This window comes from Sphaerisporangium sp. NPDC004334 (assembly GCF_053602655.1).
The window spans coordinates 64,190-83,572 of sequence record NZ_JBSGDZ010000018.1 but is presented as its reverse complement, the minus strand read 5'-3'; the positions used below and the strand labels follow the sequence as shown (position 1 = coordinate 83,572).

The window sequence follows — 19,383 nt, the reverse complement described above, 5'->3', positions numbered from 1 at the left end:
CTCATCCAGTTCCTCAGAGACGAGACCCGCGCGATGATGCGCCGCCGGCACGAGCGCAAAGCGGCACCGCGCACACCGCCGGTGTGAGACATGGGCTCAGGTGCCGGCCGGGTCGCGCAGCGCGCGGACGACGGCCACAGAACGGGTGCTGTCGCCCAGCACCTGCACGCTGTCGCAGAACTGGTCCACCGACCCGTCGGCGCGCGAGGCCCGCAGCGCGGGGTCCACCGTGCCCAGCAGCGCGTCGGCGAAGCGGCCGGCGCCGATCACCCGGAACGGCCGGTCGTGGAACTCCCGCACCGACGCCTGCAACGGTTCGGTCAGCCCGAGACGGTTGTGCAGCGCGGCCACCCGTTCGTAGGCGCGGCACAGGTGCTCCTCGCGCTCCCGCCAGCCGCGCGCCGCCAGCGCCGCGGCGAACATCTCCCCCAGCTCCGCCGACCCGCCCAGACGGGCGAACGCGCTGCCCAGCCACTTGGCGTAGGGCGGGTAGCGGCGGCGCATCAGCAGGCACAGCCGCATCAGCTCTTCGACCAGGCGGGCGGTGACCAGCAGTGACCCCAGGTCGTCGCCGACCTCGCCGCACCGCCCGGGGAAGCTCTCCAGCTCTGCGACCCGCCGCCACTGACAGGCCAGCACGTACCGCCACACCTGCTGGGGGTACCAGCGCAGGTTGGCCCGGGCGGTCTCCAGCTCACCCAGCCCGTCGTGGAACACCTCGCCGCTGGTCATCTCGGCCAGCCGCTGCCAGGACACCCCGAGCCAGTCGGCCGTGCCGATCGGGCCGCGCGGGTCGAACCCGAGCCGCGAGCGCGCCCATTGCTCGAACACGGTGACCACCACCCCGTGCCGGGGCGGGTTGCGGTCGGACCCGAAAACGGTCGGGTAGCCGCGGAACCGCTCGGGCAGCGCGGCGCCGAGCCGCTCCGCCAGACCGGCCTCGAACCCGGGCCGGACGAACACCAGCACCCGCGGCCCCCAGTCGTGGTCGGCCGAGCGTTCGGTGTCGAAGGCCAGTACCTCCGAGCCCGGGCCGATCAGCGCGGCGCCGTGCGGCACCTGGCCGATCAGGGGGTGGACGACTTCTGTATAGAACGCGCGTGACAGGGGCAGACCCGGCACGAAACCAGCAGCGTAATCGGACATCACTCAACAACTGTGCCTCGCGGACCGCTCCGCTTCACCTGGTTTTCCTCGCACACTTCTGCCCTGGCCTCTTCGCTTGGTTGAGAGGTTCTGGAGGGCGAATAGTGTGGGTTCGTTCCACCCGCCCTTCTTTACAAAGTAAGTCAAAACGGACAGCAGGCCAGTGGCGCTCATCACTGTCAACGGGATCACGCCAGGCACCGCTCGGTAGTCCCGCGCCGAGCCGGTCGCCCCCATGGCGTGACCGGCTCCAGAGCATCCGCAGCCCGGTGCCGATTTTCGCCACTCCCCCGCCCCCGTCTCCGCGCCCACTGCAGCACTTTCCCAAACAATTTTTGCATAAATACTTTGGGAAAGACGGTTCGTGGATCTACTCTTCAGCCATGGCAGGCGAACAGCACAAACGCGTTCTGGACCCTGAGCAGGATGCCGCCGCACTGAAGGCGCTCACGCACCCCTTGCGCATCCGGCTGCTGGGGTTGCTGCGGCAAGACGGGCCCGCCACAGCGAGCGAACTCGCCGTCAGAACCGGGCAGACCTCCTCCTCCACCAGCTACCACCTGCGGGTTCTGGCGAGATACGCGTTCGTCGCCGAAGCCGAGCACCGCGACAGGCGAGAGCGCCGCTGGCGGGCGGTGCACTCGGTGACGTCGTGGAGCAACACCGCGATGGACACCGCCCCGCAAAGCCGCGCCTTCGTCGGCTTCGCACGCAGGCGGCAGATCGAACACCTGCAAGCGTCCCTCGCCCGGCATGAGGCCGACATCGCCGCCGGGCGACTCGGCCAAGAGTGGCTCGAACCATCGGACATGACAGACCTGCTGCTCCGGCTGACCCCCGAGTCCCTCACCGAGCTGCGGCAGGTGGTCGATCGGAAGGTGGCGGAACTGACCGGCCGCGACGCCGACGACCCACGCGCCGCGCAGATCGTCTTCCTCATCGCCGGACTGCCTCTCGCACCCTACGATCCCGCCGCGGATCCCGGCACCCCCCTCCCGTCGCGCCCGGAGGACGACGCGCCATGACCGAGCCGCTGGACACGCGCGCCGCCCGCCGCCGCTACGTCACAGCCTGTGCGCTCTTCTGGCTCGCGGCCGGTCTGACCATCGCGCCTTTGATCCTTCTGTTCACCCAACGCGGTCTGTCCCTGGCGGCCATCGCCGGCTTGTTCGCCGCGCACTCCTTCACCGCCGCCGGGCTGGAGCTTCCCACAGGAGGGCTGTCCGACGTCCTAGGCCGCCGCACCGTCCTGGCCGCCGCCGGGCTGCTGAATCTGGCCGCTCTCATACTCGTGGGCCTGGGCGCCGCATCTTGGGTCCTCACCTGCGGCATGGTGCTCATGGGCGCCGGCCGCGCCCTGTCCAGCGGGCCCGCCGAGGCCTGGTACGTGGACATCGCCCAGGCACATAGCGGCCCCGGCGCCGACCTGCACACCGGTCTGGCCCGGGGGAAGACCGCGACCTCGGCCGCGCTCGCCACCGGCACCCTGCTCGGCGGCGCCGTGCCCTGGCTGCTGACGACCGGCCCGCAGATGGGCAGATGGCTCACAGAGGCGACCTCGGGCCTGGTCGTTCCTCTGTCCATCCCGCTACTGCTGGCCGCCCCCATCGAGATCGTCTTCGTGCTGTACGTCCTGACGGCCCTGCGCGAGCAGCCTCGGCCGGCGGCCACGGTGCGCGGCGTACTGCGCGGCATCCCCGCCACCATCGCGGGCGGACTGCGCCTGGGCGCACGTGACGGGCTGGTGCGCCGCGTCCTGCTCAGCGCGGGAGCCGCCGGCGGCACCCTGGCCGCCGTCGAGCTGCTCTCGCCGGGCCGCGTCGCGGCCCTGACCGGCGCATCGGAGTCGGGCGCGGTGGTCTTCGCCTCGCTCGCCTGCGCCGGTTTTCTGTGCTCGGGCCTCGGCAGCCACCTCGCACCGTTCACCGCGCGCCTCACCGGCGGCGGCGAACGCGCCGTCCTGGCAGGTCTTGCGACCAGCGCCTGCGGACTGCTCCTGCTCGGCGTCACCGCGGCATCCACCGCCGCGCCCGCGACGATCCTCGCGGTCACCGGCTACGCCCTGGTGTACCTGGGGCGCGGCTGCGCCGGACCGAGCGAGAACGACCTGCTGCACCGCCGTGTCACCCGCGCCGGCCGCGCGACCGCCCTGTCGGTCCAGTCTCTGGCCTTGCAACTGGCCGGCGCCCTCACCGGCCTGCTCATCGGTGTCCTGCCGCCCGGCCCGGTTCCCTGGCTGTTCGCAGGCGCCGTGTCGGCCACAGGAGCGCTGCTGTGGAGTCACCGCGGCGCATCGTCTCCCGCGACCGCCACGGTCACATCCCCGCACACCACCACGGTGCCGCCCGGTCAGAGCACGGACGCCCCCTCCCCCACCTGACCCGACGGATCTTCAGGTCCGCGCGTCCGTAACTCCACTGGCCTCTCCCCCGCCCCCGAGCCGCCGCCAACGACGCGGCGAGGCCTTCCGCGTCGTATGCCGGCGGCCCGGCCAAAGCGCCGTCCGGCTGGGGCGGGCTCTCGACTACCAGGCCATGAGCTGCGGAAACGCGAGGCGGCTGACGCGGCGCGCAAGAACAAGACTGGTCTTCGGCGCCTCTCATCCCGCACCCTGGGCTGACCCCCGGCGGCCCCTCACAGGCACGCCCCAGGGACAGCGGACGAACAGGACGGACCCGGTGACCCACGACGACGACAGCATGCGCGCGCAGATCGACGGCGAACAGCGCCACCTGCGCACACTGTACGAACGACTCGACACGCTGCGCGGCCAGGCGGCGGCGCGCCTGGCCGCGGCGTTACGGGAGGGCGGCGGCACCCCCCAGGCCCACGCCGAACGCGACGCCGCCGTCCAGCGCCACGCCGGGCGGCTGGCCCGGCTGGAGGCCGCCGAGAACGGCCTGTGCTTCGGCCGGCTGGACCTCGACGACGGCGAGCACCGCTACATCGGCCGCATCGGACTGCGCCAGGAGCACGACGACAGCGACGACACCGGCCAGACCGGGCCACCGCTGATCGACTGGCGCGCCCCGGCCGCACGCCCCTTCTACACCGCCACCGCCGCCGCCCCCCACGGAGTGCGGCGACGCCGCCACATCGCCACCCGCGGCCGGCAGGTGGCCGGCCTGGACGACGAGATCCTCGGCCGGCCGCCCGCCGACGGCCAAGACCTGCCCGTGGTGGGCCAAGCCGCGCTGCTGGCCGCCCTCGACGCCGAACGGACCGGCCGCATGCACGACATCGTGGCCACCCTGCAAGCCGAACAGGACGCCGTCATCCGCGCCCCCCACCGCGGCGTGCTGGTCGTCCAGGGCGGCCCGGGCACCGGCAAGACCGCCGTCGCCCTGCACCGCGCCGCCTACCTGCTCTACACCCAGCCCCGCCTGGCCGCAGGCGGCGTGCTCGTCATCGGCCCCAGCGCCGCCTTCCTCACCTACATCGAGCAGGTGCTGCCCGGCCTCGGCGAGACCGGCGCAGTGCCGGCCACCGTGGCGGACCTGTTCCCCGGCGTGAGCGCCGACCGCGTGGAGGACCCCGCCGTGGCCGCGCTGAAAGGCAGAGCCGAGATGGCCGCCGTGGTGGCCGCCGCCGTGCGCGAGCACCAGACCCCGCCCGCCGAAGGCCTCACCGTCGAGGCCGCAGGCGAACCCCTGCACCTGGACGGCGCGACCTGCGGGCGGGCCGCCGAACGCGCCCGCGCCACCGGCCTGCCGCACAACCAGGCCCGGCGGGTCCTGGCCCGCGAGATCACCGCCCACCTGGCCCGCGAACTGGCCGAGACCACCCGCCGCCTGGCCGACCGCCTGGAAGCCGACATCGCCGACGTGCTGGCCGAGTCCGGCGTCGGCGCCGCCATCGACGCCGACCTCGCGGCCATGGACGGCGTCTTCGACCCCACCACCGGCCCCGCCGGCCCGGGAGACCTGCTCGGCCCCCGCGACGCGCCGGCCCTGGAACAGGAACTGCGCGAGGACCCCGGCGTCCACGCCGCGGTGCAGGCCCTGTGGCCAGCGCTGACCCCCCAGCGGCTGCTGGCCCGGCTGTACGCCGACCCCGACCGGCTGCGCCGCGCCGCCCCCGGCCTCACCGCCGCCGAACGCTCCCTGCTCGCCCGGGCACCCGGCGGCGGCTGGAGCCCCGCCGATGTGCCGCTCCTGGACGAGGCGGCCGACCTGCTCGGCGAAGACGACCAGGCCACGCGGGCCCGGGCGGCCCGCGAACACGCCCGGCAGGTCGCCTACGCCCAAGGCGTGCTCGACATCACCGCCGGCGGCGCCGACCACCCCGCCAGGAACGGCGGCAACGGCGGGGACGGTGGCGATGACAGCGGGGACCACGGGCTGAGCGCCGCCGACCTGATCGACGCCGGCGCGCTGGCCGAGCGCCACCGCCACGCCACGACCTCCACGCTCGCCGAACGCGCACGCGCCGACCGCACCTGGGCCTTCGGCCACCTCATCGTGGACGAGGCGCAGGAACTGTCACCGATGGCCTGGCGGACGGTGATGCGACGCTGCCCCGGACGATCGATGACCGTGGTCGGCGACCTGGCCCAGACCGGCGACCCGGCCGGCGCCTCAAGCTGGGAGCAGGTCCTCGCCCCGCACGTCGGCCACCGGTTCCGCCTGGCACGGCTGTCGGTCAACTACCGCACCCCCGCCGAGATCATGGCAGCCGCCGAGGACCTGCTGGCCGCCATCAGCCCCGCCACACCCCCGCCCCGGTCGGTGCGCAGCACCGGCGTGCCGCCCTGGCGGATGGGCACCACCCCGGCCGAACTGCCCCAGGTGCTGGCCGAACTCGCCGCCGCCGAGACGACCGCGGGCGGACGGCTGGCGGTGATCGTCCCCCCGGAGCGCATCGCCGAACTCGGCGCCGCGATCGCCCAGACGGTACCCGCCGTCTGCTACGGCCCCCATCCCGACCTGACCCGCCCGGCGGTCGTGCTCAGCGCCCGGCAGGCCAAAGGGCTGGAGTTCGACGCCGTGCTCATCGCCGACCCGGCCGCCATCGCGACCGGATCGGCGCAGGGCCGCAACGACCTGTACGTGGCGCTGACCCGCGCCACATCCCGCCTGGGCGTCGTCCACACCGGGCCCCCGCCCGCCGAACTCGCCCGCATCACCCCCCTGCGTCGCGGCCATCGGCCGGCCGCGGCCCAGCCCGCCGGTGACGCGCACGTGAAACCGGCCGGACGGCCGGACACGGCTGACCGGCCGGCTCGCCCATGACGCGGCCCCACCCGGCCACCGGCCCGTCCCCGTATTCCTCGGCCAGCCCCTCAGCCGTGTGATCGCGTGCGACCTGCCTCCCGCGCCTTCCCACAGCCGCTGGAGCACGCCGAGCGGCCCCCTACGGCTTGACCGCGACCCCGCAGAACGCGGTGACCTCCTCCGGCAACCCCCACGCGCTGGGCTCCGGCCGCCACCGCGACACCGACACCACCCCCGGCTCCAGCAGCCGCAACCCCTCGAAGAACGCCGCGATCTGCCGCGGCGTGCGCAACTTGTACGGATCCCCCGCCTCGGCGCGGGTCTTCTCCGCCTGGGCCGCCGCCTCCGGGTCCACCGCGTCGGTGCCATCCTCCAAAACCAGATAACTGCCCGGCGGCAGCGCCGCCACCAGCCGATCGCGGACGGCGCTCGCCTCCGCGTCGTCCCACACGTTGCCCAAGATGCCCAGCATCATCAACCCGATCGGCCGGGTGAAGTCCAGCGTGCGAGCCGCCTCGGCCAAGATACGATCCGGATCGCGGACATCGGCGTTCACGTAATCGCACACGCCCTCCAGCGTGCCCGCGAGCAGAGCCCGCGCGTGCACCAGCACCAGCGGGTCGTTGTCGACGTAGACGACGCGGCTGGCCGGGTTCACCCGCTGGGCCACCTCGTGGGTGTTGTCCACCGTCGGCAACCCCGTCCCGATGTCCAGGAACTGCGCGATGCCCGCCTCACCCGCCAGATGACGCACCGCCCGGCCCAGAAACGCCCGCGAATGCCGGGCCACCTCCACGATGCCCGGATACACCAGGCGAACCTGGTCACCCACCTGCCGGTCGATGGGGTAGTTGTCCTTGCCGCCCAGCCAGTAGTTCCACACCCTCGCCGAATGCGGCGTCGTGGTGTCGATCGGCCCTAACCTCTGCTCCTCGGTCATGGCAGCACCCTCGTCGTGAAGTCGGAACGCCACCGGCGGCGGGCGCCGGCGGCACGCGGTCGGCCACGATCATCGCAGCACCCGCCGCCCCCGGCACGCCCCTCAGCGCAACTCGCCCTCCAGCAGACCCATCACGACCTTGTCGTGCCACACCCCGTCCCGCCGGAACGCCTCGCGCATCCGCCCCTCCTCCACGAACCCCACCTTCTCGTAGACCCGGCGCGCGGCGGTGTTCTCTGCGACCGCCGTCAGCGTGATCCGGTGCAGCCGCATCTGCCCGAACCCGTACCGGCAGATCAGCCGCATCGCCTCGGTCGCATACCCCTTACCCCAGGTGTCCTTCTCCCCCAGATAAATGTCCAGCCTGGCGTCACCGACCTCCGGCTCGGCCTCCCGCAGCGCCACGATGCCGATCGTCCGCCCCTCCAGGGTCTCGATGATCAACGTGAGGTCCCCGAAGGTGTCGGCCACGCGCTCGCTCAGCTCCTTGGTCAGGTGAGCCAGCGAGGGCGGGTAGCCGTCGCTCATCCATCGCATGGCCTCGGGGTCGTTGTGCCAGCGCCACAGCGTCTCGGCGTCCGACGGTTCCAGGGCGCGCATCCGCACGCGTTCTCCAGTGATCACGCCTGCGTTCCTAGCAGACGCTCCGCCACCGCCGGTACCGGTTATCCCCCCTTACCGGCCGCCGCGCGGAGCCCACGGCGAGCGACACGCGGCGGGGCCTTTTGACCGGTGAGAAGGATGTGATGCTGGTGGGGTGGTTTTTGTCCATACCAGGCGGCTTTACAAAGTAAGTCATCTGGTACGGCTAGGGGTGGGCGGAGCCGCGTTCGCCTGTTACAGGATGGCGCCGGGGCGGTAGGCGGCGGCCTCCGGGTGGCGGGCGGTGACCTCTCCGACCCGCTCCACCACCTGCGCGACCTGGGCCGCCGCGGCGCCGGTGAACGGCGCCGGATCGGCCAGCAGGGCCTCCAGCGCGGCGCGGTCCAGCGGAAACCGCTCGTCGGCGGCGAGCCGGTCGAGCAGCGGGTTGGCCGAGCCGGTCTCGCGCATCGCCAGCGCCGCGGCCACCGCGTGCTCCTTGATGACCTCGTGGGCGCTCTCGCGGCCCACCCCCGCCCGCACCGCGGCCATCAGCATCTTGGTCGTCGCCAGGAACGGCAGGTAGCGTTCCAGCTCGGCGCCGATCACCGCCGGGAACGCGCCGAACTCCGCCAGCACGGTCAGCATGGTCTCCACCAGCCCGTCGAAGGCGAAGAACGCGTCGGGCAGCGCCACCCGGCGCACCACCGAGCACGAGACGTCGCCCTCGTTCCACTGGTCGCCGGCCAGCTCCCCCGCCATCGAGGCGTACCCGCGCAGCACGACGGTCAGCCCGTTGACCCGCTCGCACGAGCGCGTGTTCATCTTGTGCGGCATGGCGCTGGACCCCACCTGGCCCTTCTTGAACCCCTCGGTGACCAGCTCGTGCCCGGCCATCAGCCGGATCGTCTTGGCCAGGCTGGAGGGCGCCGCCGCCAGCTGCACCAGCGCCGTCAGCACCTCGTAGTCCAGCGAGCGCGGATAGACCTGGCCGACGCTGGTGAACCCGGCGGTGAACCCCAGATGCCCGGCCACCCGCTCCTCGAGGGCCGCCAGCTTGGCCGCGTCCCCGCCCAGCAGGTCCAGCATGTCCTGCGCGGTGCCGACCGGGCCCTTGATGCCGCGCAGCGGGTAGCGAGCGATGAGCTCCTCCAGCCGGGCCAGGGCCACCAGCAGCTCGTCGGCCGCCGTGGCGAACCGCTTGCCCAGCGTGGTGGCCTGCGCGGCCACATTGTGGGAGCGTCCGGCCATCACCAGGCCGGAGTGCTGGGCGGCCAGCTCCGCCAGGCGGGCCAGCAGCGCCACGCAGCGGTCGCGCACCAGCAGCAGGCTGTCGCGGATCTGCAGCTGCTCGACGTTCTCGGTCAGGTCGCGGGAGGTCATGCCCTTGTGCACGTGCTCGTGCCCGGCCAGGGCGTTGAACTCCTCGATGCGCGCCTTGACGTCGTGGCGGGTCAGCCGCTCGCGTTCGGCGATGGAGTCCAGATCGACCTTCCCGGCCACCGCCTCGTAGTCCTCGGCCACCCCCGCCGGCACCGGGACGCCGAGCTCGGCCTGGGCGCGCAGCACGGCCAGCCACAGGCGGCGCTCGGCCACCACCTTGTGCTCGGGCGACCACAGACGGGCCAGGTCGGGCGAGGCGTAGCGGGCGGCCAGGACATTGGGAATACGCGGCTTGGTCACGTCGCCCCAGTGTAGAGGGCCCGGGGACGGCCATCGGCGGGCGAGGCCCCGCTCGCCGCGGACCCCTCACCTCCCGGGGCGCCACCCGGCCGTCGCGACACCCGAAACGCCCCTTGAGGCAGGCGACGATCGGGTACAGCGTCGGCACGCCGAACCCCGAAACCGTGCGACAACAACGCGACCTGCCATGGCATCCCCGGCCGATCCCCGCATGCGGCGCCGATGCTCCATCCGCCTGTGCCACACCGGGACCCGGGCCGACGCCGTAGGTGGCGCCGGGCGAGCACAGGGGCCCTGGCCATGGAAGTTTCACCACTCGGCCCGTCCCGCCGGACAGCGGCCGGTGGGTTCGCCCGCCGCGACACCCAGACGCGGCGGGCGCCTTGACGCCCCCGCGCCGCTTGGGAGACTACCTCCAGCCGGTCCGTACGACCTCTGGAGGCGCCGTGCCGATCCTCCGCACACTGACCGCGCTCGCCTCGGCCCTCGTGCTGCTCGCCGGCGCCACACCCGCACACGCGCACGCGGCCGCGGCGCGGGAGGGCGGCGGGGAGTGGCGGGGCACCCCGGTGCGGCTGGAGCCGCTGCCCGAGCCATCGCGGCTCGCCGGCGCCGGGCCGTCGTGGTCGCTGCGGTACCTGTCCACCTCCTGGAACGGCGGGCCCGCGGTCGTCGGCGGCACCCTGTCCCTGCCGTCGGGCCGCCCGCCGTCCGGCGGCTGGCCGGTGGTGTCCTTCGGGCACGGGTTCGACGGCCTGGGCGACGCGTGCGCGCCGTCCCGCACCGGGCCGAGCCCGTGGGAACGGGCGGTGCAGGAGGCGCTGATCGCCGCCGGGTACGCGGTCGCGGTCACCGACGGCGAGGGCCTGGGCACCCCGGCGGAAAGCCCCGGAGTCGACGGCGCGTCCGAGGCGTACAACATGATCGACATCGTGCGGGCCGCCCGGAACATCGCCCCGGTCTCCCGGTCGTGGGTCGCGGCCGGGTACTCGCTGGGCGGGCACGCCGCGCTGTTCGCCGCGGCGCTGGCCCACCGGTACGCGCCCACGCTGCGGCACGCCGGCACCATCGCCATGGCCCCGATCACCCAGTGGGGCGTCCAACTGGCGAGCCCGGCCTTCCGCGACCCGGCCGCGCAACTCCCCTTCACCGTGCCCTACACCGGGCACACCCTCGCGCTCACCGAACCCGGTTTCCGGCCCTCCGACTGGTTCACCCCCGCCGGGCTGGAGCTGGTGCGCCTGGCCGGGCGGGCGTGCGTGCAGTAGATGCTCGGGGCCGCCACCGGGCGCACCAACGGCGAGGTGGTCAAGGACCCCGCGGCGCTGGCGGAGGTGATGACCCGCGCCCTCGCCGACGACGAGGTCATCGCGGCCCGCTACCCGAAGCCGGTGTACATCGCGCACGGCACCGCCGACACCGGGGTGCCGCTCGCCCTCACCGAGCTGACCGTGCGGCAGCTGTCCGCCGCCGGGACCGACGTCACCTTCCTGCCGGTGCCCGGCGCCGACCACATCACCCTGCTGCCCGCGATCGCCCGGCAGGTGACCGAGTGGACGGACTCACTCCTGCGGTAGGCCCATCACCCCACGCCGCGGCGTCCCCGGTAGGAGTGTGAGGTCCACCTCGTTCGACGCGCCCACCACGACCGGCCACCACGACCGCCCACAGTGGACGGCCACAGTGGACGGCCGCCCGGGCCGGGACCGTCCGTCAGCGGCCGGCCAGCGCCTCGGCGTCGTAGACCTTGACCTCGGGCGCGCCGTGGGCGCCTCGGCCGCCGCGACGCGAGAAACGCTCCTTGGTGCGCTCGACGATCGTGTACAGCGTCGGCACGCCGAACATCGAAACTCATGCAATAAAGATGCGACCTTCTTGACCAGGCCCAAGCCCTTCCCCCCATATTCAGGAGTGACGCATTTGGAGCGCCAGACGCATCTGACGCATAATTGACCATGTGGTAACTCGTGCTCAAGCCCTGACGGCCGCCGGGCGGATGCTCGCCCGTGCGCGAGCTCGACGCGACGCACTTCCCGTCATGGAAGCCGCCCGCGCCGCCTACGTCCCCGGCGGCCTCCCCATCGAAGAACTCGCCCAGCTCATACAGCACCAACGCGATACCGTCCGCGGCCGCCACAGTTACCACGGCCGCGTAGCCCTCAGCTGCCCCGCACGGCAAGGTTCGACAGCAACACCACGGCCGATCCCACCAGCACAGTCCCTCCGCACTCACCCCACGTCGACACGGTTAGCAACCACACCACCGCGGTGGTAGCCGCGACACCGGCCGCGCTGGCGCCACGCCGCCGAGCGCCAGAAGCACCGTGACCACGACGAGCACCGCCAGGGGAACGGTGACTCTTGCCTCCACGTGGTGGACGTCGCACGCCGCCGCCAAGGTCTGCACCCACGCCAGGCCCACAACGATCTGCACGAGCTTCGTCATCACAGCCCCTTCACGTCTTCGGGCAGGAAGTACATGTCGGTGCCGTGCTGCTGCGCCGACCACACCCGGCCGTCCTTGAGCAGCCGCTTCAACATGGCGTAGATCTCACTCGGGGCCGCGACCACGCGCCGCTGCAGCACGGCCCGCAGCAACTCCCCCAGCTCCATCGCCTTACCGTTGTTGTCGGCCAGGACATCGACGATCGCGGCCTTCACATCACCCGGCGTCGAACGCGGCGCGTCGGACTGTCCGCCGCCGGCGCGGGGCTCCCGCCGGGCCTTCTTCGATGAACTCCTCGATCCACCCGCTGGTGATGTCGGCGAACCGGCCGGCCGCCGGTTGGCGGGCGATCAGCTTCGGCTTCTCGGTGTAGAGCGCACCGCATCAGCGCCGCACGCCGGTCGATGCCGTTGAGGTACGACAGGCCCTGCGTCAGGGGACCGTCCTCGAACGTTGCCGAGAGCAGCGACGGGTCACGCGGAAGGCCCATCCGGAAGGCGGCGCCGGGCGTCTGCGTCCTTAGCGCGCACGCGTTCTTCCGCAGCTGCGCCCTCAGCGTCACCGACCCGCCCAGCTCGGTCATGTTCGGTCCTGCGCGACCAGAACGATGCCGCCGCCCCCCTTGCGCCGCGTCTTCGCACCGGAGGCGAGCATCCCCACGGCCTTCTTGCCGTGCACGTCGTGCTGCAGCAGCTCCGGCGCCTCCTCCAGCACGACGAACACCCCGGTCATGCCGCCAGCGTCCGGGTCACCAGGGACCAGGTGCGTCTTGCCGCGCCGCTCGTCCCCGTCCTCGTCCACCCACGGGATCCGCGCGAGGTAGTGGACGCGGCGCCGCATCACCCATTGCCACAGCTCCAGCTCGGACATGCAGCTGTCCTCGCCGAGCGCGCAGCGGTGCGTGTTGCCGTTCCAGTCCGGCATGGACCCGCCCTGCGGGTCGAGCAGCACTGTCGCGATCTTGTCCGACAGGTGCGCCAGGCTGATCAGCGTCTCCACCGACCGGGACTTGCCCGCCTCCGAGTCGCCGACGATGATGCCGTGCCGCATGCCGCCCGACTTCGTGAAGAACGCCCAGTGCGCGGGGGCCAGGTCGTAGAAGTAGCCGATGTGCGCCCGCCCGTCCGCCATGATGCGGGGCTGCAGGTCCTCGAACCTGCGGACCTTCGACAGGGTGTCGCCCTGCAGCAGCGTGAACAGCGCGCGGGAGTTGTCGCGGGATGGTACCGGTTTCAGCACCGCCAGCTGCGTCGAGGTCTGGAACGCCGAGGCGACCTTCTCGGCCGCCATCATGATGTCCTTGGTGGTCTTCACGCCCGGCTCGGCGTGGATCTGGAGAAGGCACGGAAGGCCGGCGACGACACCGCGTTCCGGCCACACGGCACGGACTTGTGGGTGCGCACCTGAACGACAGGATGAGTGGCATTGACCTGACGACCCGCCCGTTCTTGGTAGATTCGAGAGCGCTGGCATAATCCGAGCCAGGTCACGGCGGCTTCGAATTGCGGATCGTCGCGTTCAACGCCCGATTCAGAACATCGAAGGGAATCCATTGATGAACATGGCCCGCGACGCCCTCGCCATGATGGATGACAAAGCACTGTGCGCACTGGATGTCAGGTTCGACTACTTCGAGGTCCAGGCGCGATCGGGACGTGGGCGCGGGCGGCTGCCCGTCGTGGTGGTCAAGCAGGTCGACTCCCTCAACGACGACTACCGCCGCTATATCGGGCTGGCCTCGCACTCGGGATCGGCGGCTCTCGTCGGCGGCGGGCTGGCCCGCATGCGGTCGGGCAGCTCACTCGCGGGGGTTGCGGACGAACAGCGTCACGACCTGCTGGCCGCGCTGGTCACAGATGCCGTCGACCGTGCGGCGCAGACGGCCGATGCGGTTGTGTCCCCCTTTCTGACCGCCGCCGACCTGCCGGCGTACGTCGATGCTGCGCCGTCGGCCTCCGTCCGCGAACAGGGCGTCTGGTGCACGTTGGAGATCGGCGAGGTGGCCGATATCGCGGACTTCCTCCAGCGCCTTCCCGGACGGCGCCGACGGCAATGGAATCGGGATATCCGCCAAGCCGAGGCGCTCGGGCTGGAGCACGACGTCGTTCCACTCTCGGACGAGATCGTCGCGGAAGCCGCCGCAGGTATAGCCAACATTTCCGAGCGGAACGACATAAACGAGTCCACCGATATTGTCACGTGGCGGATCAACAACTTCCACCGACGTCCGGGAAAGCACTTCTTCGTCCGGACCTGGTGGCAGGGAAGTGTGGTCGCCCACATCATGTGTCGGACGTTTGATGACGCCATGGACGCGCACACCATCGGGATTTCGGACGCACCCGATCTCGATCACCGAGCGGTGTACCACTTCTCTAGCATGCTGGGCCCGTTACGGGTGGCCATTGACCACGGGGCGCGCCGTCTGGAGCTCGGCATCGGACATGAGGCACCGAAACTCAGCCGGGGGTGCACGGGCGAAGACATCTACTTTGCCGAGCTAATCCCGGCCGGATAGCTGCGATGGCCCGTCTAGCGCAATCTGCCGGACCTCCTCACGGCAGCGTCCGGAGCGCGTGCATCGGGGCCAGGTGAGTTCGACGCCATGAGCTCGAGCGTCTTCACCACGTGGTCGGCCAGCGTCTGGACCTTCTCGCGGCCAAGTCCCCCGTCGCGGAAGGCGAACTGAAGTGAGACAGGCTGACCGCTCTCCACAAAGAGGGTGAGCGTTAGCGGGTAGTGCACCTTCTCGTGCCCCTGCGACCCTCGTCGGAACGTTCGGGTGGACCTCGCATCCGACACGTCCTCGACGACGAAGATGTTGTCGAAGGGCTCGCCCTGGGCACCCGGCACCGTCCGCTGGAGGTCGGCCAGGGAATGGTAGCCGTAGCCCATGGCGTTGCTCAGCTGGTCGCTGAGGTCTGCCAGTGCTGTACCCACCGTCGCTGACCTGGCTGAATCCCAGATGATCGGCACCGTGTTCATCACCAGCCCCACGATGCGGTCGATTCCCGCAAGATCCCAGGTCCGCCCGTCGACCACGCATCCCACCATGACGTCGTCCCGGCCAACGGCGGCCGACACCGTCGCTGCCCAAGCCGCAAGAGTGGCGACGGCAGGCGTCACGCCGTGCTGGCTCACCAGACGCTGAAGGTGCGCCCTGGGTGCCGCTAACAGGTCGATGGTGAGCAGGCACTCCCCTCCCCCGGCAGCATGGCCGGACGCATCGAGGTAGCACGCACGACTGCCCGCAAGCAGCTCACTCCAGTACCCGCGCGCCGCGAGCTGCCGTTCCGGGTCCGACAGCCACTCCGCGTAGCGGCGGTAGGGAACCGGCACCGCCAACGCCCCTCCGCCACCCGTACGCGCCTCGTACAGCTGGCACGCCTCGTCGGTCAGCACACTGACGCTCCAGCCGTCGATCCACAGGTGATGGCAGTTGAGCACCACCCTCAGCCGGTCATCGCCCGCGCGAGCCACGGTCACCTGGGGTCGCCAAGCCCGGCTTTCGTCGGTCGCCGTGTCGACCAGGGCCTCCGACCAGTCGGCGATCTCGATGTCCACCGACTCCACTGGATGCACGACCTGGACCGGTTGGTCAAGGCCGTGCCACTTCACGCTGCTGCGGAGCACGGGGTGTCGTCGGACCAGCTCGCGCCACACCTCGACCACCACGGGCTCCTCGAGGCCGGGAGCGCACTCGATAATGTGGCACCCGCCGTACTCACCGCCCATCAGGCTGTGTAGCAGCATTCCACTCTGGAGGGGCGTGAGGTTGTACAGGTCGTCCACTTCACCGGTCTCCTCGAGGATCCGGTCTAACTGTTCCTGCGTGACCGACGCCAGCGGGAAGTCCGACGGCACCCGCGCGGCGCGTACCCCTGACCCGCGTCGGATCAGGAGCTCAAGGGTGCTCATGCAGCGCTCCGCGACTGACTCGATCGTCTGCCTCCTGTGCAGCGCTGGTGCGTAGAGCCATCGGAAGGTGAGCTGGTCGTCGGCGACGTCGACCTCGAGTTCGATGTCATGGCTGCGCTCCTGGCGAGCCGACCTCTCCTCGCCGGCGGCTCCCATAGCCGCGCCGAAGCTCTGAGCCTGGAGCTGGGTCTGCAGGTGGCCCGAGTAGTTGAACAGGATCGTGCCCGGGTTGGTCGGGGCGACCTCGACGTCACACTCCAACCGATCCGGACGCCCGGCGGCCATCCCTGATTTGATCCGGTGGACCGCGTCGCGCAGCGCCGGGTCGCTCTCCGTGTCAAGGGTGAAGGAGTCGAGCGTCACCCGATGCACCCCCGCGAACCAGCCCACCGCATCAGAGCGATCGGGACCGGGAAGGCGACTGTCCCGACCATGCCGTTCCACATCGAACGTCACCGATGGTAGGTCATGGGCCGAGCCCAGGGCGTCGGCGAGCGCGGTCAGGAGCACGACCTCGACCGGGCTGCTGTAGTCGCTCGGTGTCACCCGCAACAGCGTCCGCGTGGAGGACGCCGCCAGACGCACCTCAGCGCACTCGATACCCGCCACCGTGTTGACACCGTCCGGGATGTCCCGGGGAAGGGAGACCGGCGCGCGCGCCGCGTTCTTCCCGCCGTCGGACGTGGCCGCCTCGCCAGGACGCGCGGCGGCGAGCGCGCTCGCCCACTGCGAGAAGACGAAGGAGTCCTCGGGCAGGCCGGGCTCACGTTCGGCGACGAGGTTGGAGTACGCGACGTCCAGATCGCGCACGATCCTCGGCCAGGAGAAGGTGTCGACCGCCAGATGGTGGACGGCGATCAGCAGAAGGCTCGGGCGTTCAGCGCTGGAGATCAGCGCGGTACGAACCATCCGTCCGCTCTCGATGTCGAGCGAGCGCTGCAGCCGTGTGGCCGCTTCCTGGAACTCATGGTCTGGATCGGTGTCCTGATCGAGGTAGACCTCCGACAGCAGCTCGAACCCGGGCGGCGTCTCGCCGACTTCCTGCTGCCATCCGTTCGCGGTCTGTTTGAAGCGCAGCCGGAGAGCATCGTGGGCGCTGACAAGCGCCTCGAGAGCGGTCTCCAGCGCGAAGACCTCAGGCTCGTCCTTCCATTCCAGGACGATGGACTGGTTGTAGTGGTTCTGGTCCACCAGCGCACGGTCGATGAACCACTGCTGTACCGGCGTCAGCCTCAGCGGCCCGCGAAAGTGGACCGGGGCCTCGGCCGCCGCATCCGACCGAACCACCAAGGGCGCCAGGGCGTTGAAGATGGGACAGCGGAACACCTCGGTGAGGCTCAGCTCGTAGCCCTGCTCTCGTAGCGCCGCCGCGAGGCGAACCGTCGAGATCGAGTCGCCGCCGAGCTCGAAGAAGTTCGCATCGGGGTCCAGCGTGCTCACGCCCAGGACGGACTTCCACGCCTCACGCAGCACGTCCTCCACCTCTCCCGCACCCGTGTCGTCGGCGATCGGCTCGGGCTCAGGATTCTGCTCGGCCTCCTGCCGTGCCAGTGCGGAGCGGTCGACCTTCCCGTTCGCGTCGAGCGGGATCGAGTCCACCGCGGCGTACTGCCGCGGTATGGCGTACTCCGGAATGTGATCCGCCAGCCACTCGACCAGCCCGTCCGGCACGGCCTGGTCGCTGATCACGTAGGCCTTCAGGACGAGCGGCCCGCCGGGTCCGCTGGTGTGCTCCACGACGGCTGCGTCACGGATGCCCGGGTGCCGCCGGAGCGCCGACTCGACCTCCCCCGGTTCCACGCGATACCCACGAATTTTCAGCTGACGGTCCGACCTGCCCAGGAAGACCGCGTTGCCATGGGCGTCCCAGGTCGCCCGGTCGCCGGTGCGGTACATCCGAGCCCCGGGCTCTGCGGCATATGGGTCGGGAACGAACTTCTCGCTGCTCAGGGCAGGTCGGCCCAGGTAGCCACGGGCACAGCACACCCCGCCGACGAAGATTTCTCCCTCCGCACCGGCCGGGGCCGGCCGGAAATCGTCGTCCAGGATGTACATCGAGGTGTTCTCGATGGGTCTGCCGATCGGGATGGACTCCCCCGAGAAGAAATCCGAGGTCATGAAGAAGGCGTTGGCCACCGAGGCCTCGGTCGGCCCGTACTCGTTGAGTACGGGTGTCGCAGAGTCGAGTTTGCGCCACCGCTGCAGCGACTGCACCGGGAAGAGGTCGGCCCCGACAGCGAGCAGTCCCGCGAGGCTCCGCGCCGTGTCAGCATCGATCATCGACGTGATCAGGTCCAGCTGTCCGGGCGTCAGCTTGATGAAGCCGTATGGGCAAAAGGACAGCACCTCTGAGATCTGCGCCGGTAGGTCCTGGTCATCGGGGATGAGCTGCACGGCCTGACCACACCACAGCGGTGCGTAGATGTTGGGCACGACCATGTCGAAGCCGACCGAGGAGAAGAGCGGTGCACCGCCGTTGCCGAGTGCGGTGTAGGTCTCAACAGCCCAGTCGAGATAGTTCGCCACCCCGTGGTGATGGCACATCACCCCCTTGGGCCGTCCGCTCGACCCGGAGGTGTAGATGACGTAGGCCAGTTGCTGCGGCCAGACCTCCTCGCCCAGGTCCTTCCGCTCGGCCGGCCCGGCGGTCGCGACGTTCTTCAGCAGCTCATCAACGCACAAAGCCAGCGAGCCGGCGAACTCCTCGTCACCGCGGTGACCGGCGTCAGTGATGACGACGGTGGGCTGGGCATCCTCCAGGATGTGCCGCCGCCGCTGAGTCGGGTCACTCGGAGACAGCGGCACGTAGGCGCCACCGGCCTTCATCACCGCGAGGAAGCTGACCAGCACCTCCACCGACCGCGGCAGGCACACGACCACGAGCGACTCGCCCCTGACCCCTTGGGCGCGCAGCTGGCGCGCCAGGACGTTCGCCCGAGCGTTGAGCTCCTCGTAGGTCAACGTCAGACCGCGGGCGCGTAAGGCGACGCTCTGCGGAGTACGGGAGACCTGAGCCTCGAACCCCTGGTGGATCGTCATCGCCCGGATCGCTCGCTGTGGAGCCCACCCTGCGGGGACGTCAGGCGACTCTGTGGCCCCGCGAGCATCACCCTCCGCCGCTCGGGTGGCGATCGCCGTGCCGTTCCCGGCCGATACATTCACAGATTCCGACTCGCTTGACTCCGTCATCGTTCCTCCGAGCTTCTGATCAAGGGTCCTGCGACGGGGGACCCAGGTCCCGATGCGTTTGGGTTCGGCGGTCTGCAGGGGCTCCTTGTCGCCCAGCTCGGTCAAGGTGGCGGTCTGGCACTCGACGGGAGCCAGGACGCATTGTCGAATGACGAGACCGCAGAAACTTTTGCGAGCTGGGACGACTCGCCGTACTGGCCGACGCTGTCGCCGAAGTCCTTGCGCTGCCCGTTCGGCATGATGTTCCCGGTTTCTGCGCCAAAGCA

At 70.9% G+C, this 19,383-nt stretch carries 15 protein-coding genes; 6 read left to right on the top strand and 9 right to left on the bottom strand.

Annotation, left to right across the window (positions count from 1 at the left end; all coding sequences use genetic code 11):
* Window positions 1–96: 96 nt before the first annotated feature.
* The gene (locus tag ACWEN6_RS23970) at window positions 97–1,146 is read right to left on the bottom strand and encodes a DUF4037 domain-containing protein (protein ID WP_452573118.1); all 1,050 of its coding nucleotides are present in this window, start codon (window positions 1,144–1,146) and stop codon (window positions 97–99) included.
* Between the two features lie 383 nt (window positions 1,147–1,529).
* On the opposite strand from ACWEN6_RS23970, the gene ACWEN6_RS23965 reads away from it, so the two are divergent.
* The 3 genes from ACWEN6_RS23965 (at window position 1,530) to ACWEN6_RS23955 (ending at window position 6,377) form a co-directional block, all read left to right on the top strand.
* The gene (locus ACWEN6_RS23965; protein WP_354926292.1) at window positions 1,530–2,171 is read left to right on the top strand and encodes a helix-turn-helix domain-containing protein; all 642 of its coding nucleotides are present in this window, start codon (window positions 1,530–1,532) and stop codon (window positions 2,169–2,171) included.
* The gene (locus tag ACWEN6_RS23960) at window positions 2,168–3,526 is read left to right on the top strand and encodes a hypothetical protein (RefSeq protein ID WP_452572910.1); all 1,359 of its coding nucleotides are present in this window, start codon (window positions 2,168–2,170) and stop codon (window positions 3,524–3,526) included. Before ACWEN6_RS23965 ends, ACWEN6_RS23960 begins: the two co-directional genes overlap by 4 nt.
* A 298-nt stretch (window positions 3,527–3,824) precedes the next feature.
* The gene (locus tag ACWEN6_RS23955) at window positions 3,825–6,377 is read left to right on the top strand and encodes a HelD family protein (RefSeq protein WP_452572908.1); all 2,553 of its coding nucleotides are present in this window, start codon (window positions 3,825–3,827) and stop codon (window positions 6,375–6,377) included.
* 121 nt (window positions 6,378–6,498) lie between these two features.
* Here the strand turns inward: ACWEN6_RS23955 and ACWEN6_RS23950 are convergent, their stop codons facing one another.
* The 3 genes from ACWEN6_RS23950 to purB all read right to left on the bottom strand — a co-directional run bounded on the left by ACWEN6_RS23950 (window position 6,499) and on the right by purB (window position 9,564).
* Window positions 6,499–7,299, bottom strand: a complete 801-nt coding sequence (locus tag ACWEN6_RS23950; protein WP_452572906.1) for an SAM-dependent methyltransferase — start codon at window positions 7,297–7,299, stop codon at window positions 6,499–6,501.
* 102 nt (window positions 7,300–7,401) lie between these two features.
* Entirely contained in the window at window positions 7,402–7,923 is a 522-nt protein-coding gene (locus tag ACWEN6_RS23945) for a GNAT family N-acetyltransferase (RefSeq protein ID WP_452572904.1), read from the bottom strand.
* Window positions 7,924–8,136: 213 nt separating this feature from the next.
* Window positions 8,137–9,564, bottom strand: a complete 1,428-nt coding sequence (purB, locus tag ACWEN6_RS23940; protein ID WP_452572902.1) for an adenylosuccinate lyase — start codon at window positions 9,562–9,564, stop codon at window positions 8,137–8,139.
* 446 nt (window positions 9,565–10,010) lie between these two features.
* On the opposite strand from purB, the gene ACWEN6_RS23935 reads away from it, so the two are divergent.
* Window positions 10,011–10,832 (top strand): lipase family protein, encoded by an 822-nt coding sequence (locus ACWEN6_RS23935; protein ID WP_452572900.1) that lies wholly within the window; start codon window positions 10,011–10,013, stop codon window positions 10,830–10,832.
* Window positions 10,833–11,141: a hypothetical protein gene (locus tag ACWEN6_RS23930; protein WP_452572898.1), complete on the top strand. Its 309-nt coding sequence runs from the start codon at window positions 10,833–10,835 to the stop codon at window positions 11,139–11,141.
* Between the two features lie 136 nt (window positions 11,142–11,277).
* Here ACWEN6_RS23930 and ACWEN6_RS23925 read toward each other — a convergent pair whose 3' ends face one another.
* The 4 genes from ACWEN6_RS23925 to ACWEN6_RS23910 all read right to left on the bottom strand — a co-directional run bounded on the left by ACWEN6_RS23925 (window position 11,278) and on the right by ACWEN6_RS23910 (window position 13,324).
* Window positions 11,278–11,409 carry a hypothetical protein gene (locus tag ACWEN6_RS23925; protein ID WP_452572896.1) on the bottom strand — a complete coding sequence of 44 codons (132 nt, stop codon included), beginning with the start codon at window positions 11,407–11,409 and terminating at the stop codon, window positions 11,278–11,280.
* Between the two features lie 403 nt (window positions 11,410–11,812).
* On the bottom strand, window positions 11,813–12,010 hold the full coding sequence (locus tag ACWEN6_RS23920) for a hypothetical protein (RefSeq protein ID WP_452572894.1): 198 nt from the start codon (window positions 12,008–12,010) through the stop codon (window positions 11,813–11,815).
* A complete protein-coding gene (locus tag ACWEN6_RS23915; protein WP_452572892.1) occupies window positions 12,010–12,225 on the bottom strand; it encodes a hypothetical protein in 216 nt (71 codons plus the stop codon). Before ACWEN6_RS23915 ends, ACWEN6_RS23920 begins: the two co-directional genes overlap by 1 nt.
* A gap of 364 nt (window positions 12,226–12,589) precedes the next feature.
* On the bottom strand, window positions 12,590–13,324 hold the full coding sequence (locus ACWEN6_RS23910) for a hypothetical protein (RefSeq protein WP_452572890.1): 735 nt from the start codon (window positions 13,322–13,324) through the stop codon (window positions 12,590–12,592).
* Between the two features lie 241 nt (window positions 13,325–13,565).
* Between ACWEN6_RS23910 and ACWEN6_RS23905 the strand changes: the two genes are divergently transcribed.
* A complete protein-coding gene (locus ACWEN6_RS23905) occupies window positions 13,566–14,528 on the top strand; it encodes a hypothetical protein (protein ID WP_452572888.1) in 963 nt (320 codons plus the stop codon).
* Window positions 14,529–14,542: 14 nt separating this feature from the next.
* Here ACWEN6_RS23905 and ACWEN6_RS23900 read toward each other — a convergent pair whose 3' ends face one another.
* Window positions 14,543–18,967 (bottom strand): amino acid adenylation domain-containing protein, encoded by a 4,425-nt coding sequence (locus tag ACWEN6_RS23900; RefSeq protein ID WP_452572886.1) that lies wholly within the window; start codon window positions 18,965–18,967, stop codon window positions 14,543–14,545.
* Window positions 18,968–19,383: the final 416 nt, after the last annotated feature.